This is a genomic window from Nonomuraea sp. NPDC049141 (assembly GCF_040648415.1).
Taxonomy (GTDB): Bacteria; Actinomycetota; Actinomycetes; order Streptosporangiales; family Streptosporangiaceae; genus Nonomuraea.
Genome location: NZ_JBEZDR010000009.1, coordinates 96340 through 113958, shown reverse-complemented (window position 1 = coordinate 113958; position 17619 = coordinate 96340). Strand labels below are relative to the sequence as shown.

Here is a 17619-nt window from a genome sequence, read left to right as displayed (position 1 = left end):
GGAAGTCTCAGAGCCCCTTGTCGATCAACGCGAACAGCTCGTCGGCGCTCGCCGACTCCACGGTTCGGCCGGGGTCCGCCTGTTCGCCGCGCCATTGCGCCAGGAGGCCGCGCAGCCGTGCGGTGACCGTCGACCGCGTCTCCTCGTCGGGAGTGAGCGCGCCGAGCAGCCGTCCCAGCCGGTCCAGTTCCTCCAGCGCCCGCTCGCCGGTGGGCCTGTCGGCCGGCGCGATCTCCGTGAGCAGGTACTCCGCCAGCGCGATCGGCGTCGCGTGGTCGAACGCCACCGTCGTGGGCAGTCGCCGATCGACGGCGGTGTTCAGCCGGTTGCGCAGCTCGACCGCGGTCAGCGAGTCGAACCCCAGCTCGTCGAACGGGCGGTGCGGGTCCACCTCGTCGGCGGAGGTGTGGCCGAGCACGGCGGTGACCTGGTCGAGCACGAGGTCGAGCAGGATCTTCCGCCGGTCCGGCTCTGGGAGCCCGGCCAGCCTGTCCTTCAGGCTCGGGCCGGTGCCGCGGCCGGTGGAGGCGGCGCGGCGCGGCCGGGTTCGTACCAGCTCTCTGAGCATCGGCGGCAGGGAGTCGCCGCGCGCGCTCATCGCCTTGGTGTCCAGGCGCATCGGCACCAGGGCCGCCTCGGGCCGGAGCAGGGCGGTGTCGAACAGCGACAAGCCCGTCTCCGGCGTGAACGGGATGATGCCGTCGCGGGCCATCCGGGCGACCTCCGCGTCGGCGAGGGTGTCGAGCATGCCCCCGCTTCCCGTCCACGGTCCCCAGGCCAGCGAGGTCGCCGGTAGCCCCTTCGCCCGTCGCCGGTGGGCCAGCGCGTCCAGGAACGCGTTGGCGGCCGCGTAGTTCCCCTGTCCCGAGCTGCCCATCGTGCCGGCGGCCGAGGAGAACATGACGAAGGCAGACAGGTCGAGGCCGCGCGTCAGCTCGTGCAGGTTCAGCGCCGCGTCCGCCTTCGGCCGGAGCACGCCGTCCAGTCGCTCGGGGGTGAGCGAGGTGATCGGTCCATCGTCCAGTACGCCCGCGGCGTGCACCACGGCCGTGAGCGGGCGGCCCGCGATCAGTGCGGCGAGCGCGTCGCGGTCGGCGACATCACAGGCCGCGATCTCGACCCGCGCGCCGAGCTCCGCGAGCTCGGCGCGGAGTTTCTCGGCCCCCTCGACGGCGGTGCCGCGACGGCTGGTCAGCAGCAGATCGCGGACGCCGTGGCGGGCGACGAGATGGCGGGCGAGAAGCTTGCCGAGGCCGCCGGTGCCGCCGGTCACCAGTACGGTGCCGTCCAGGTCGAAGGGGGCCGGGATCGTCAGTGCGACCTTCCCGATATGCCGGGCTTGCGACATGAACCGGAACGCCTCCGGGGCCCGCCGGAGGTCCCAGGCCGTGACGGGAAGCGGCTGGATCTCGGCTCGCTCGAACAGGTCCAGAATCTCGCGCAGCATGTGCCCGGTCCGGTCGGGACCGGCTTCGACGAGGTCGAAGGGCCGGTAGTGGACCCCGGGCGCGATCGTGTCCGGGGTGCGGAGGTCGGTCTTGCCCATCTCCACGAACCGGCCGCCTTCAGACAGCAGGCCCAGTGAGGCGTCGATGAACTCGCCGGCCAGTGAGTTGAGCACCACATCCACCTGGCCGAACTTCTGCGCGAAGTCCAGCGTCCGAGAGGAGGCCACATGGTCCTCGTCCAGGGTGAGCGCTCCCCACTTGCCCGGGCTCGCCGTACCGAACACCTCCGCGCCCAGCCGGCGGGCGAGCTGCACCGCCGCCATGCCGACCCCACCGGCGGCGGCGTGGATGAGCACCCGGTCCCCCGACCGGACCCCGGCCAGATCGACCAGGCCGTAGTAGGCGGTCAGGAACGCCACCGGGACGGACGCCGCCTCCGCGAACGACCACCCAGCGGGCATGGGAGCCACCTGCCGGTGGTCCGTGACGATCAGCGGGCCGAACGCGCCGCCGTCGAACAGGCCCATCACGCGGTCGCCGGGCGCGAACCCGGTGACGCCGGGGCCGATCTCGGCGATCACGCCGGCGCCCTCCAGCCCCATCGCGCCGCTCTCGCCCGGGTACATGCCGAGGGCGTTGAGCACGTCCCGGAAGTTCATGCCGGCCGCGCGCAGGGCGATCCTGATCTCTCCCGGCTTCAGGGGCGCGGCGGCCTCGGGCGCGTCCACGAAGGCCAGGCCGTCGAGCGTGCCTTTGGCGCGGCTGTCCATCCGCCAGGTGGCGGCGTCCGCCGGCGGTGTGAGGCCGGCGTCGGGCGCGTGTGCGAGCCGGGCCGCGAGCACCGCTCCCTCCCGCAGGACGAGCTGCGGCTCGCCGCTGAGGGCCGCGGCGGCGATCAGGTCGGCGGCGGGGAGGTGGTCGTCGATCGAGTCGGCGGGGGGGACGTGGTCGTCGAGGTCGAGCAGGGCGAACTGGCCGGGGTTCTCGGCCTGCGCGGACCGGATCAGGCCCCACACCGCGGCTCCAGCGAGATCGCGCCCGTCGTCGGGGGCGATCGCCTTCCTGGTCAGGAAGACCAGCCGCGACTCGGCGAGCCGTGGGTCGGCCAGCCAGACCTGCACCAGGCCGAGCGCCCGATGGACCGCCGAGTGGACCGCGGCGGCCACGGAGTCGCCCGTGTCCGCAGCCGCCACGGAGTCCTCGGTGTCCGTGACTGCCACGGAGTCGCCCGTGTCCGTGACGGCCACGGTGTCGGCCCCGGCCGTGACGGCGGGGTGCACGATGACGATCTCGGGCGGACTCGCCCCCGACTCGACGGCCCGGATCAGCGCGGCAAGGTCGTCGTACGGCTCCGCGCCGGCGACCTCGCCGCCGATGGCCCAGCACCGGGTCGAGGACCCCGGCTCGACCGAGATCGGCGTCCAGTCCAGGTGGTACAAGGAACGTTCAGCACCGCTGCGGGCACTGGCGAGCTTGTCGAGGGTGATCTGGCGCATGACCAGCGAGCCGATCGACACCACCGGCTGACCGAGCGCGTCGGCCGCCTCCAGGCGCAGGGAATCTTCGCCCGTCGGAGTCACCCGTACGCGCAGGCTCGACGCCCCGGCGGCGTGCAGCTCCACATCGGCCCAGGTGAACGGCAAAGCGGTGTGCTCGGCCGAGGCGGAGCTGAACCCGAAGGCGTGCAGCGCGGCGTCCAGGAGGGCGGGATGCAGGCCGAAACGGGTCGCCTCCGCCGCCGCGTGCTCGGGCAGCTCGACCTCGGCGAAGACCTCCTCACCACGGGTCCAGGCGGCGCGCAGGCCGCGGAAGGCCGGGCCGTACCGGAGTCCCAGATCGGCGAGCCGGTCATACAGTCCGTCCACCTCGACCTGCTGCGCGTCGGACGGTGGCCACGAGGCCGGCTCGAATCCGGCGGGCGCGGCGGCCGGCGCGAGCGCGCCGGTGGCGTGCCGGTCCCATGGCGCGTCACCGGACTGCGAGTACATCCTGATCGTCCGGGTGCCGGAGTCGTCCGGATCGGACACCACGATCTGCAGCCGGACGCTGCCGCGTTCGGGGAGGAGCAGCGGCTGCTCCAGGGTCAGCTCCTCGAGCTTCCCGCAACCGACCTGGTCGGCGGCTCTGATGGCGAGTTCCACCAGGCCGGTGCCGGGGAAGACCACCTCCTCGCCGATCGCGTGATCGGCGAGCCACGGGTGCGAGGAGAGGGAGAGCTGGGCGGTGAACAGGAATCCGCCCGAGTCGGGTAGTTCGACGGCGGCGCCCAGCAGCGGATGGTCCGGGGCGTCGAGGCCGATCGAGGAGGGATCGCCGCCGGACTGTGCGGGGTTCAGCCAGTAGCGCCGGTGCTGGAAGGCGTAGGTGGGCAGGTCCACGCGGCGGGCGCCGGTACCGGCGAAGAACCTCTCCCAGTCCACCGCCGCGCCACCGGCGTACGCCTGCCCGACGGCCGTCACCACCTGCTCGGCCTCGCCTCGGCCGCGGCGCAGCAACGGTACGAAGACCGGGCCGCGGCCGTCCTGGGGCTCGGGTACGCACTCCTGTCCCAGGCCCGACAGCACCCCGTCGGGACCCAGCTCGACGAAGGTCCGTACGTCCCGCTCGTGGAGAAAGGCGATGCCGTCGGCGAATCGCACCGCTTCGCGGACATGCCGCACCCAGTACTCGGCGGAGAACTCCCGTACCGGCTCGCCGGTCAGGTTCGACACCACCGGAACCGACGCGCTCCCGTACGACAGGCCCTCGGCCACCTCGCGGAAGGCGTCCAGCATCGGCTCCATGCGGGGGGAGTGGAAGGCGTGGCTGACCGGCAACCGGCGGGACTTGGCGAACCGGCCCGCCGCCCGTGTGACCGCCTGCTCGTCACCGGACAGGACCACCGAGGCCGGCCCGTTGACCGCCGCGATCACCACCGCGCCGTCGACGTCCGGGGTCTCGGCCAGGATCCGCCCGGCCTCCTCCTCCCCCGCCTGTACCGCGACCATCGCCCCACCGGCCGGCAGCGCCTGCATGAGGCGGCCACGGGCGGCCACGAGCGTGCACGCGTCCTCCAGCGACAGCACTCCCGCCGCGTGCGCCGCCGCCAGTTCGCCGATCGAATGCCCGAGCAGGAAGTCGGGCACGACGCCCCAAGACTCCACCAGCCGATACAGCGCCACCTCCACCGCGAACAGGGCGGCCTGGGTGTAGCCCGTCTGGTCCAGCAGGTCGGGCCGCTCCCCCATCACCTCCATCAGCGGATGCTCCAGCCACGGATCGAGCCGCGCGCACGACGCCGCCAGGTGCTCGGCGAACACCGGATAGGTCGCGGCCAGTTCCAGCCCCATCCCGACCCGCTGGCTCCCCTGCCCGGTGAACAGGAACGCCAGCTTTCCGCCGCTCACCACACCGTCGGTCACCTGCGACAGGCCCGCCAGCAGCCCGGCGCGATCCGGCGCGGTCACCACCGCACGATGTTCCAGTCCTGCCCGCGTCGTCGCCAGTGAGTAGGCCACATCCGGCAGAGCCAGGTCCTCTCGCTCTTCCAGATAGGTCTTCAGCCGCTCGGCCTGAGCGCGCAACGCCGCCGGGCTCCGGCCGGAGATCAGCATCGGCATGGCGGATCGAGCAAGCTCCCGTGGCTCCGTGTGCTCTGCTTCGACCCCTTCCAGGACGACATGGGCGTTGGTCCCGCTGATGCCGAACGATGACACTCCCGCCCGGCGCGGACGGTCGCCGCCGGGCCAGGGGACCGGTTCGGTCAAGAGCCGGACGTTCCCGGCGGACCAGTCCACGTGCGAGGTCGGGGTGTCGACGTGCAGCGTCTTCGGCAGGACGCCGTGCCGCATCGCCATGACCATCTTGATCACCCCGGCGACGCCGGCGGCGGCCTGGGTGTGGCCGATGTTGGACTTCACCGTGCCCAGCCACAACGGCCGATCCCGCGGCCGCTCCTGACCGTAGGTGGCCAGCAGCGCCTGCGCCTCGATCGGATCGCCCAGCATCGTGCCGGTGCCGTGGGCTTCCACGGCGTCCACGTCAAGAGGCGACAGCTCGGCGTCGATCAGCGCCTGGCGGATCACCCGCTGCTGGGAGGGGCCATTGGGCGCGGTCAGCCCGTTGCTCGCACCGTCCTGATTGACCGCGCTCCCGCGCACCACCGCCAGCACCCGATGACCAAGGCGCCGAGCATCCGACAACCGCTCCAGCAACACCAGACCGACACCCTCGGCGAACGCCGTGCCGTCCGCCGCCTCCGCGAACGCCTTGCACCGCCCATCCCGCGCCAAACCCCGCTGCCTGCTGAACTCCACGAAGATCTCAGGGGTGAAGATGATGGTGGCGCCGCCGCTGATGGCCAGGGCGCACTCGCCCCTGCGCAGCGACTCGCAGGCCAGGTGGAGCGCGACCAGGGACGACGAACACGCCGTGTCCAAGGTGACGGCGGGCCCCTCCAGGCCGAGCGCGTAGGCGATGCGGCCGGACATCACGGCCGTGGAGCCGCCGGTCAGCAGATGGCCCTCGACCCCGTCGGGGAACCCGGCCGGGCCGACGCCGTATCCAGAGGACGCGGCGCCGACGAAGACGCCTGTTTCACTGCCTTTCAGTGCGGCGGGGTCGAGGCCGGCCTGTTCGAGCAATTCCCATGAGGTCTCCAGCAGCAGCCGCTGCTGCGGGTCCGTGGCCAAAGCCTCCCTCGGGCTCATGCCGAAGAAGCCCGCGTCGAAGTCCCCCACGTCGCGCACGAATCCGCCCGTGCTGACGTAACACGTCCCGGTGTGCTCGGGGTCGGGGTCGTAGAGCCGCTCCAGGTCCCAGCTCCGGTCGGCGGGGAACTCCGACATCGCGTCGCGTCCCTCGGCGACCAGGCGCCAGAGGTGCTCCGGATCGCGTACTCCGCCGGGCAGGCGGCAGCTCATGGCCACGATCGCGATGGGCTCGTGCCGCCTGGCCTCCATCTCGTCCATCCGCCGATGGACCGACCGCAGTTCGGCGGTCGCGAGCCTCAGGTATTCGCGGAGCTTGTCATCGTTCGCCATCAGTCTCAGACCTCCGTCGCGAGGAGCCGAGCTCGTTGTCGAGCATCGTGAAGAGCTCGTCGTCCGTGGCCGCCTCGTACTGCTCGGCCTCGGTCGCCTCGCCCTGCGGGTCGTTCCATCTGCGGACCAGTGACCGCAGCCGGGCGGTGATCCCGGCCCGGTCGCCGGTCACCGTGGCGAGCGCGTTCTCCAGCCGGTCGAGCTCCGCGTACACGGCGGCGGAGGCGTCCTCGGCGGCCGGGAGGAAGGCCGCTCTCACCCGGTCGGCGAGGGCGTCCGGGGTGGGGTGATCGAAGACGAGCGTGCTGGGCAGGCGCAGACCGGTGGCGGCGCTGAGCCGGTTGCGCAGCTCGACCCCGGTCAGCGAGTCGAAGCCCAGCTCCTTGAAGGCCCGGTCCGGTGGCACCGAGTCGGGACTGGGGTGCCCGAGCACGCCTGCCGCCTCGGCGCAGACGAGCCGGACGAGCGCGGCCTTCCGTTCGTTCTCCGGCAGGCCGTCGAGCCGGTCTTTCAGCGTGGTGACACCTGGCTGGGCGGCCTGCCGTACGTGGGTGCGGGCCTGATCGCGGACCAGGCCGCGCAGCAGCGCCGGTAATGGGGTGGCGCTCGACCGCAGAGCGGCGAGGTCCAGCCGGATCGGCAGCAGTACGGGTTCGTCCACGGTCTGGGCGGCGTCGAACAGCGTCAGCCCGTCGGCGGAGGAGATCGCGGCCAGTCCGGACCGCGCCATCCCGGCCAGGGCGGTGTCGTCCAGGTGCGCGGTCATGCCGCTGCGTTGTTCCCAGAAGCCCCAGGCCAGCGACACCGCGGCGAGGCCGTGCGCGCGCCGGTGCGTCGCCAGGGCGTCCAGGAACGCGTTCGCCGCCGCGTAGTTGCCCTGTCCCGCCTCTCCCAGGACGCCCGCCGCCGAGGAGAACAGCACGAACGCCGACAGATCCAGGCCCTCGGTCAGCTCGTGCAGCTGCCAGGCCGCCTCGGCCTTCGCCCCCACGACCGCGTCGACCTGCTCAGCGGTGAGCGACTCCACCATTCCGTCGTCCAGCGCCCCGGCCGCGTGCACCACCGCGGACAGCCGGCGATCGGCACGTACGCGGTCCAGCAGCCCGGACAGGGCGGCGCGGTCGGCGACGTCACACGCCACGATCTCGACCCGCGCCCCCGACCCCGCGAGCTCGGCGCGCAGCTCTTCCGCGCCGGGTGCCTCGGCGCCTCTGCGTCCCACCAGGACCAGATCCCGGACGCCGTACGCGGCCACCAGGTGCCGGGCCACCAACCCGCCCAGCATCCCCGTGCCGCCCGTCACCAGCACGGTGCCGTCCCCGTCGAACGCGACCGGCATCGTCAGGACGACCTTCCCGACATGCCGGGCCTGCGACATGAACCGGAACGCCTCCCGCGCCCGCCGCACATCCCACGCGCGCACGGGCAGCGCCTCGAACACGCCCTCCTCGAACAGTGCCAGGACCTCGGCCAGCAGCTCGCCCAGCCGGTCCGGACCCACGTCGATCAGGTCGAAGGCGGTGTAGCGGGCCCCGGAAGCGATCGTGTCCGGGGCGCGGAGGTCCGTCTTGCCCATCTCCACGAACCGGCCGCCCTCGGACAGCAGCCCCAGCGAGGCGTCGACGAACTCCCCGGCCAGCGAGTTGAGCACCACGTCCACCGAACCGAACTTCTCCGCGAAGTCCAACGTCCGCGACGAGGCCACGTGCTCCTCATCCAGGGTGAGCGCTGCCCACTTGCTCGGGCTCGCCGTGCCGAAGACCTCCGCCCCCAGCCGGCGGGCCACCTGCACCGCCGCCATCCCCACCCCACCGGCAGCCGCGTGCACCAGCACCCGGTCCCCCGGCCGTACCCCGGCCACATCCACCAGGCCGTAATAGGCGGTCAGGAACACGCCCGGGACCGACGCCGCCTCCGTGAACGACCATTCGGCAGGCATACGAGCCAGCAACCGCCGATCCGTCACCCCCACCGGACCGAACGCGCCGTCCAGCAACCCCAGTACCCGATCACCGGGCACCAGATCGGCAACCCCGGCGCCCACCTCCAGCACCACACCCGCGACCTCGCCGCCGATCGGCACCTCGCGCTCCGGCACCATCCCCAGCGCCACCACGACGTCGCGGAAGTTCACCCCCGCCGCCCGGATCGACACCCGCACCTCGCCCGGTCCCAGCGGACGGCTCGCCTCGGGACACGGCACCAGCGCCAGGCCGTCCAGCGTGCCGTCGCCGGTGGAGTCGAGCCGCCACGGCTCGCCGCCCCAGGGCGGCAGCAGCGCCTCGCCGGTCGTCGCCCGCGCCAGCCTGGGCACCCATACCGCTCCCGCGCGCACGGCCAGTTGCGGCTCGGTGAGCGCCGCGAGCACGGCGGGCACGGGTATGTCGGAGTCGTCGAGGTCCAGCAGCACGAAGCGGCCGGGGTGCTCCGACTGCGCGGACCGCAGCAGGCCGAGCACCGCGGCGGCGGCCAGGTCGGTCACGTCCTCGCCGGCCACGGCGACCGCTCCCCTGGTGACCAGGACGAACGTGGAATCGGCGAACCGGTCGTCGGCCAGCCAGGACCGTACCGTGGCCAGGGCCCGATGAATCGCGCCCCGCACCGCTCCGCCGCCCGCGAAGGTCACGAACACGAGCTCGGAACCCGGCGGCACGGAGGCCAGGTCGGGACAGGCGGTGGCGCCCAGGGCGGCGGCGAGCCCGCTCTCGTCCGCGCCCACCACGGCGGGGCGGCTCGGCGAAGGCGCAGGCGGGTCGCCGGTGTACGGCGAGGGGATCCAGCCGATCCGGAACATCGACTCGCGGCGCGGGTCCGGCGCCGACGTCGAGAGCGGCCGGGACAGGAGCGACTCCACCGCGGCCACCGGGGCTCCGGAGGGATCGGCCAGCCGCAGCGACACCTCGTCGGGACCGGACCGGGTCAGGCGGACCCGCACCGTGGAAGCGCCTTCGGCGTACAGGGAGAGGCCGGACCAGGTGAAGGGCAGGCTCACCTCCTGGGCGGCCGGGTCCAGCAGGGACTCCGCGTGCAGCGCGGCGTCCAGCAGGGCCGGATGCAGGCTGAAGGCGCCCGCTTCCCGGTGCGGCACGGCGACCTCGGCGAACACCTCGTCCGCCAGCCGCCAGGCGGCCTTGAGCCCGCGGAACGGCCCGTCGTAGGCGAGACCGCGCTCGGCGAGGCGGTCGTAGAGATCGGTCACGTCGACGGCCTCGGCGCCGGGCGGTGGCCAGGCGGACAGGTCGAAGTCCGCGGCGGGACGCGCGGCGGCCAGCGCGCCGGTCGCGTGCCGCGTCCAGTCCGGCTCGCTTTCGGGGCGGGCGTGCATCGCGAGCGGTCGCCGCCCGGTCTCGTCCGGCGCGTCGATCCGTACCTGCACCAGCACGCCGCCCTGCTCGGGCAGCGCCAGTGGCGCCTCCAGGACCAGCTCCTCCAGCTGGGCGCAGCCGACCTGGCGGCCCGCGCCGACGGCCAGTTCGGCGAACGCCGCGCCGGGGAACAGCACCGTGCCGGACACGACGTGACCGGCGAGCCAGGGCTGCGACCGCAGCGACAACCGGCCGGTGAAGACGACCTCGTCGGAGTCCGCCAGCGGCAGCGCGCCGCCGAGGAAGGGGTGGTCGGCCGCGGTCAGGCCCGCGTGGACGACGTCGGCCGAGTCGGTGGCCTCCAGCCAGTAGCGTTCGCGTTGGAAGGCGTACGTGGGCAGGTCCACCTTCCGGGCCCGGGACGGCGCGAGGATCGGAGTCCAGTCGACCGGCGCTCCGTGTGCGTGGGCCTCCGCGAGTGAGGTGACGAATCTGGCCGTCTCCTCCTCGTCGCGGCGCAGCGAGCCGACGGCCACCACCGTGCCGCCCGCGGCCTCGGCCGTCTCCTGAACCGCGCCGGTCAGCGTCGGATGCGGGCTGACCTCGACGAACATTCCGTAGCCCTGCTGGATCAAGGTCCGGACCGCCTGGTCGAAGCGCACCGGCCTGCGCAGATTGGTGTACCAGTAACCGGCATCGAGCTCCGCGGTGTCGATCAGCTCACCGGTCACCGTGGAGCAGAACGCCACCTCGGCCGTCCACGGGTCGATCCCGGCCAGGTCGGTCAGCAGCCGATCACGCAGCGGCTCGGCGAAGGCCGTGTGCGAGGGATAGTCGACCGGGACCATCTTGGACCGGACGCCCTCGGCCTTCAGTTGATCGAACAGTTCGTTCAGGGCCGCCGAGGCGCCGGCGACCACCACCGCGTTCGGGCTGTTCACCGCGGCTATCGACAAATGGTCCGCCCAGGGGGCGAGCCGGTCGAGCGCCTGGTCGGGCGGGAGGGAGACGGCCAGCATGCCGCCGTGGCCGGACAGGTCCTCGGTGATGGCCTGGCTGCGCAGCGCGACGACCTTGGCCGCGTCCTCGAGCGACAGAGCCCCGGCCACGCAGGCGGCGGCGATCTCGCCCTGCGAATGCCCCACGACGGCCTCGGGCTCCACGCCGTGGGAGCGCCACAGTCGCGCCAGCGAGACCATGACCGCCCACGCCGCGGGCTGGCTGACGTCCATCCGGTCGAGTGACCAGGCGCCCGACTCGCCGCGCAGCACGTCCATGAGCTTCCAGTCCACGAACTTCTCCAGCGCGTCCGCGCACTCCGCCAGCCGGGCGGCGAACGCCGGCGAGGTGTCGAGCAGCCCGAGGGTCAGGTCCTTGGACAGGACGGCCTGGCCGGGGAAGACGAAGGCCACCCGGGGGTCGCCGGTCGCCGTGCCGTACACGAGGTTCGGCGCGGGGATCGCGTCCGCGACGGCGCGCAAGCCCCCGAGGAGGCCGTCACGGTCGGCGCCGATCACCACCGCGCGATGGGGGAAGGCGGTCCGCGAGCTGATCAGGGAATGGCCGACGTCGAGCGGCGACAGCAGGGGGTCCTGCTCGACGCGGGCGGCCAGTCGGCCGGCCTGAGCCCGCAGTGCCTGCTCGCTCTTGGCCGAGACCACCCACGGCACGACGGGCCGAGCCGTCTCCGCCTCAGCGGGTCGGGCTGTCTCCATGTCGGCGGGCTCGGGTCGCGGGTGTTCCTCGATGATGACGTGCGCGTTGGTGCCGCTGACTCCGAAGGAGGAGATGCCCGCCCGCCGCGGGGTGTCCGCCGCCGTGTCCCAGGCCGTGTTCTCGGTCAGCAGGGCGATGCTGCCGGAGGACCAGTCCACGTTCGGCGAGGGCTCGTCGGCGTACAGGGTCTTCGGCAGCGTGCCGTGCCGCATCGCGAGCACCATCTTGATCACACCGGCCACGCCGGCGGCGGCCTGGGTGTGCCCGATGTTCGACTTGATCGATCCCAGGTAGAGGGGCCTGTCCTCTGGACGCCCCTGCCCGTAGGCGGCGAACAGGGCCCGCGCCTCGATCGGGTCGCCCAGCGTCGTGCCGGTGCCGTGCGCCTCCACCACGTCGATCTCGGCGGGCGTCAGGCCCGCCGCCGCCAGCGCCTGGCCGATCACCCGCTGCTGGGACGGTCCGTTGGGCACGGTCAGCCCGCTGCTGGCGCCGTCCTGGTTGATCGCGCTGCCGCGGACGACGGCCAGCACCGGGTGAGCGAGGCGCTCGGCGTCCGAGAGCCGCTCCAGCAGCAGCATGCCCGCGCCCTCGCCCCAGCCCGTCCCGTCGGCGTCGGCCGAGAACGCCTTGCACCGGCCGTCCGGGGACAGCCCGCGCTGCCTGCTGAACTCCACGAACGTGCTCGGCGTGGACATCACCGTGACCCCGCCGGCCAGCGCCATGGCGCACTCGTCCTGGCGCAGCGCCTGGACCGCGAGGTGCAGCGCCACCAGGGAGGACGAGCACGCCGTGTCCACCGTGATGGCCGGCCCCTCCAGCCCCAGCAGGTAGGAGACCCGGCCGGAGGCGATGCTGCCGTCGCTGCCGTTGCCGATGTAGCCGCCGAGGTCCGGCGGCACGGTGCGGACCCTGGATCCGTAGTCGTGGTAGATGACGCCGGCGAAGACGCCCGTGGAAGTCCCCCGGGCGGAGGCCGGGTCGAGGCCCGCGCCCTCGAATGCCTCCCACGCGGTCTCCAGCAGCAAGCGCTGCTGCGGATCCATCGCCAGGGCCTCCCGCGGACTGATCCCGAAGAAGTGCGGGTCGAACTGCGCGGCGTCGTGCAGGAATCCCCCCGACTGCGTAGAGCTCTTGCCGGGACTGTCCGGGTTCGGGTCGTAGAGGTCGACGTCCCAGCCCCGGTCCGAGGGGAACGGCGAGATCGCGTCGGTCCCGGCGGCCAGCAGCCGCCACAGCTCCTCAGGTGTGCCGACCGCGCCGGGGAACCGGCAGCTCATCCCGATGATCGCGATGGGCTCGGCGTTCCTGTCCTCGGCCTGCCGCAGCCGGCGGCGGGTCTCCCGCAGGTCGGCGGTCGCCCGCCTGAGGTATTCCAGCAGCCTGGTCTCGTTGTCCACGGCTTACCTCCGGGTCGGGGAAGCCGCCCGCGCCGCCTTGTGGCGGGCGACCAGCTCTTCGAGATCACGTACGCCGTCATGCGGGGTCGGCGTCTCCGCCATGTCCCGCTGGATCCGAGTCGCGTTCTCCCGGAACGTAGGGTCGTCCAGCAGCCGCAGCAGCCCGGCGCGCAGCGTCGCCGCCGAGAGTTCGTCGGGCTCGATGAGCAGGCCCACTCCCTGCTGGGCGAGCTGCTGGGCCATGCCGCCCTCGTCGTAGAGCTGGGCGGGGATGATGAGCTGCGGCACACCGTGGACGAGGGCCGTGCCCGTGGTCCCGGTGCCGCCGTGGTGGACGACGGCCGAGCAGCCGGGCAGCAGGGAGTTCAGCGGGACGAAGTCCACGATCCGCACGTTGTCCGGGACCTTCGTGTCGTCCAGCTGGTTCGCGTTCAGGGTCGCGACCACCTCGACGTCCAGGTCGGCCACGGCCTCGAACAGCTCGCTCGCCCTGACGCTGCCGCGTCCTCCCCAGACCTCCCTGCCGGACACCCCCAGGGTGAAGCAGATCCGTCGCCGGGTCGGCGCGTCCTTGAGCCAGGCCGGGAAGGTCGCGGGACCGTTGTGGGGGACGAATCGGACGGGCAGGTAGTCGTGCTCGACGGGGAAGCGCAGCCAGGCCGGCATGGAGTCGATCGTGGCCTGGCCGAGGATCACCTCCTCGTCGAAGTCGCAGCCGTACTTCGCCAGCTTCGGCGTGATCCAGTCGGCCACCGGGTCCTCGCGCGGATCGCCCGGCTGCTGGGCGCGCAGCCGCAGGAACAGCGAGCGCATCCGCGCCCAGTGATCTCTGCCGAAGGTCGTCCGGACCTGCGCCGCGCCGCAGGCCCGGGCGGCCACGGGGCCCGGGAAGGTGATGGCGTCCCAGACCACCAGGTCGGGCTGCCAACTGCGGCAGAACGCGACCAGGTCGTCGTACATGGCGTCGTCGGTGATGAAGTCCAGTGCGAGCGGCGAGCAGAAGGCGGCCAGGCAGTCTCTGACGTACTCATACGTGAGCACCTCGGGCCGTTCCTCCGCGATGTCGAATCCGGAGCCGTAGATCTGCCGGTCCATCGGCGTTTCCGCCAGCCGTTCGGCCATATCGGCCGTGCCGCCGACCGATAAAGCGGTCAAGCCGGTCTGGGTAATCGCGTCGACGATGTCCGGCTGGCCGGCGACGATTACTTCGTGGCCGGCCGCTTTCATCGCCCAGGCGATGGGGACCATGAGAAAAAGGTGCGCGTTTGCCGCGTGTTGAGTGAACAGAACACGCATGACAATTCCTCCAAATGATTTATCGCGTCAATGGGACGCTACCTATGCGCGCATGACCGCCCGACCCCTAGGGGCCCCCTCACGCTCCCCTGTGCGGGGCCGGATCATCGCCCACACCGGGGAGAGCGTCGCCACGAGGGCGGAGAGCGTCGTGGAGCAGATCACGGCGAGATAGACCCACGCCGGCCCGTAAGGCATCGGTGAGCCGTTGACCGCTATGGCGAACGGAATCAGGATGGGGGCGACCGCCGCCGTGCCGAGCACGACGCCGACCGCGGCGACCACCATGGCCTCGATCCCCACCATCCGCAGGATCTGTCCGCGGGTGAAGCCGATCAGCCGCTGAAGCCGGAACTCCCTGCGCCGCGAGGCGGCCCCCATCGCCTGGGCGCTGATCACCGAGATGCCGGCGAAGATGATGACCACGCCGGTGAACAGGTAGTTGATCCAGGCCCGGGTCCGCTGCTGTTCGGCCGACGTCGTGGACAGCCCGCCGGCGTCGCTCACCCGCACGGTGGGCAGGCGGCCCACGGCTTCGGTCAGGTCGGATCTCAGCCGCCGCTGGTCGCCGCCCGGGGCGGCCCGGACGAGGATCTGGGTCGGCAGCCCGGCGGTCGTATGGGCGGCGAGCAGCGTGGCGGGCATCAGGATCACCTCGCCGCCGGGTTTGTCCGCGAGCAGCGCGACGACCCTGAGCTCCACCTCGGCGCCGTCGCCCAGCCGCAGGGTGACCGCGTCGCCGAGCCCTCGCCCGAGGTGCCGGGCGTGCTCCTGGGTGAGGGCGACCGAGTCGCCACGCAGGTCGGTGAGGGTGCCCGAGGTGAGGGCGAGGTCCGTGACCCCGGCCGCGCCTTCGGCCGTGAGGCCCAAGAGCGGCCAGCCGTGCTCGCCCTGCCAGCCGTCATACGGGGTCTCGACGAACCCGCTGCCGCTCGCCAGTTCCGAAGCGGCCATGACCCCCGGGACGGAGCGGACCCGGCCGAGCAGGCCGGGGGCGAGACCGCCCGGCCCGGCGGTGATCACGTCGTCGGCCCGCAGGTCGTCCATGCGGACCTGCCGCGCCTGGTCGGCCTGCGTCATCTGGAGATAGATGTTGGCCGTACTGATCCCGGTCGCGAGCATGATGGGCAGGACCGCGGCGGCCATGCCGAACGGCCGGGCGCAGCTGTTGAGCAGGGCCAGGCGGCCGATCGTCCTGGGCCGCGCGCGCACGGCCCGGCCGACCAGCCCGGTCATCGCCTTGGTCATCCTGGAGGCCACCACGGCCACGCCGAGGATCACCACGATCGCGGCGAGGCAGGTGATGCTCACGGCGGACGACCGGATCAGCAGCATGCCCGAACAGATCGTCGTGCCCACCACGCCGAGGCAGATCAGGGCGAGCGCCGCACGGGCCCGGTCGAGCCCGTGGTCCTGCGGCGGGGAGCTGAGGACCGTGGCGGGCCGGGGCCGCGCGGCCCGCCAGATGGGCAGGAACGCGGCGGCCAGCCCGGCGCACAGGCATACCGCCGCCGCGCCCGCGGCCGGGAGCGGGCCTGGGTCGAAACGCATGGCGGCGGGCACCACCCCGTCGCGCACCAGGTGCCAGAACAGCCATCCGCCGAGGTGGAAGCCGAGCACGGAGCCCGCCGCCGTCGCGACCACCGAGACCGTCGTCACCTCGCCGAGCATCATCAGGCGGATGCGCCGTGGGGGCGTGCCCATCGCGTGCAGCAGCGTCATCTCCGGCGCCCGGTGCTCGACCAGGAGCCGCATGGTGCTGACCAGGACGAGCATGCCGACCAGGAGCGTCGTGCCACCGATCAGGCCGGCGACGGTGAGCAGGTTGTCCCGGCCGGCGCGTGCCTGCGGGAACTCGGCGAGACCGCGGTCGTCCCCGGTGAGCGTCACCGCGGACTGGCCGCGCAGGCCGGCGCGTACCCGGTCCGCGAGCGTCTTCTCGCCCGTCCCGGGGGCGGGGATCACCGCTATCGCGTCCACCGAGTCGGGATGGCCGGACAGCCGCCGCGCGTCGGCCGGCGCGAAGAACAGCGCGGCCGCCGTGGCCGTGCGTCCCCCGGCCGGGGCGACGACGCCGCTCACCCGGAAGACCGCGACGCTGCCGTGGACCACGAGCTGAACCCGCCCGCCGACCCGGCTGCCCGACCGCGCGGCGAGTGCCGCGTCCAGCACGACGTCTCCGTCCGCCACCGGCGCGGTGCCGGCCTGGAGCTCGTACGGCAGCAGCCCCGCGGACGTCCATTCGTGCCCCGCGCCCCGGGGCGCGTCCCCGCCGAGCAGGGTCACGGGGAAGGAGACATCACCGATGGTGTCGGCTACGCCGGGCACCGCCCGCAATGTCGCGACCAGGGAGCGTTTCAGCCGTACGGTCTCCGACAGGCTCGCCCATTCGGCGTCGTCGTCGCCGGGCGCGGCGTCCGGCAGCCGGTACGACGGGTCGCCCGCGACCACCACCGTGGCGCCGGCCAGCCGCTCGGGCGGGAACGAGGCCCGCAGCCCCGCCGCCAGCAGCCCTCCGCACGCCGCCACGATGGTGGCGGCGGCGAAGACCGTGGCGAGTACGGCCGAGTAGGCGCCCCTGCGGCGGGTCAGGGTGCGCAGGGTCAGGCGCCACATCAGGACGGCTCTCCCCTGTCCCACATCGCCAGGTGGGCCATCCGCTCGGCCACCGCCTTGCTGGGCGGGAGCGTCAGCTCGTCCACGATCCGGCCGCGGGACATGAAGTAGACGTGGTCGGCGTAGGCCGCGATGCGCGGATCGTGCGTGGCCACCACCACCGTCTGCCCCGCCGCCCGCACCGACTCGCGCAGCAGGCCGAGCAGCCGGTCGATGTCGCGGGAGTCCTGCGCGCAGGTCGGTTCGTCGGCGAAGATCACCGGCGTCCGGCCGACCACGGCGCGGGCGACCGCCACCCGCTGCTGCTCGCCGAAGGACAGCTTGTCCGGCAGGTCGCGCAGGCGGTCCGCCAGGCCGATGTGCGCGATCACGCTGTCGAACAGCGCGGTGTCCATGCTCCGGCCCGACAGGTGGAGGGGGAGCGCGATGTTCTCCGCCACGTCCAGGGCGGGCAGCAGATTGGGCCCTTGGAAGACGAAGCCGAGCCGGTCTCGCCGCAGCCTGGTCAGCGACGCGTCGTCGAGGTCCGTGAGCTCCTGGCCGTCGAGGAACACCGATCCCGAGGTCGGCCGTTCCAGGCCCGACGCGCAGCGCAACAGCGTGCTCTTACCGGATCTCGACGGCCCGATGACAGCGGTGAGCGCGCTTTTCCCGCAGCCGATGGTGACGTTTTCCAGCGCCGCGGGACCACCCGTCCGGGTGTTGTACGTTTTTCGCACGGAGGTTAACCGTACGATGTCGTCTTGGCCGCTCCTCTGATTGTCTCCCAGTCTGCTCATAGAACAGATCGTAATCTCCGGTTCATATTCGGCGCATC

The 17619-nt window shown here is 72.7% G+C and carries 5 protein-coding genes; all 5 read right to left on the bottom strand.

The features are described from left to right. Positions 1–7: 7 nt before the first annotated feature. From AB0B91_RS27165 to AB0B91_RS27145, 5 genes are read right to left on the bottom strand one after another with little or no spacing between them, the layout of a single operon-like run. On the bottom strand, positions 8–6469 hold the full coding sequence (locus tag AB0B91_RS27165) for an SDR family NAD(P)-dependent oxidoreductase (RefSeq protein WP_358325098.1): 6462 nt from the start codon (positions 6467–6469) through the stop codon (positions 8–10). Beyond that, positions 6456–12890, bottom strand: a complete 6435-nt coding sequence (locus tag AB0B91_RS27160; RefSeq protein ID WP_358325095.1) for a type I polyketide synthase — start codon at positions 12888–12890, stop codon at positions 6456–6458. The genes AB0B91_RS27165 and AB0B91_RS27160 overlap by 14 nt, the downstream gene beginning before the upstream one ends. Positions 12891–12893: 3 nt before the next feature. Beyond that, the gene (locus AB0B91_RS27155; protein WP_358325093.1) at positions 12894–14186 is read right to left on the bottom strand and encodes an activator-dependent family glycosyltransferase; all 1293 of its coding nucleotides are present in this window, start codon (positions 14184–14186) and stop codon (positions 12894–12896) included. Positions 14187–14228: 42 nt separating this feature from the next. After that, positions 14229–16802, bottom strand: coding sequence for an ABC transporter permease (locus tag AB0B91_RS27150; protein WP_358325090.1), 2574 nt, complete (start codon positions 16800–16802; stop codon positions 14229–14231). Then, on the bottom strand, positions 16802–17521 hold the full coding sequence (locus AB0B91_RS27145; RefSeq protein WP_358325088.1) for an ABC transporter ATP-binding protein: 720 nt from the start codon (positions 17519–17521) through the stop codon (positions 16802–16804). Before AB0B91_RS27145 ends, AB0B91_RS27150 begins: the two co-directional genes overlap by 1 nt. Between the last annotated feature and the right edge of the window lie 98 nt (positions 17522–17619).

Coding starts and splice junctions, on each gene's coding strand:
- AB0B91_RS27150 (WP_358325090.1), bottom strand. CDS start 16,802: ATGTGGCGCCTGACCCTGCGCACCCTGACCCGCCGCAGGGGCGCCTAC.
- AB0B91_RS27155 (WP_358325093.1), bottom strand. CDS start 14,186: ATGCGTGTTCTGTTCACTCAACACGCGGCAAACGCGCACCTTTTTCTC.
- AB0B91_RS27165 (WP_358325098.1), bottom strand. CDS start 6,469: ATGGCGAACGATGACAAGCTCCGCGAATACCTGAGGCTCGCGACCGCC.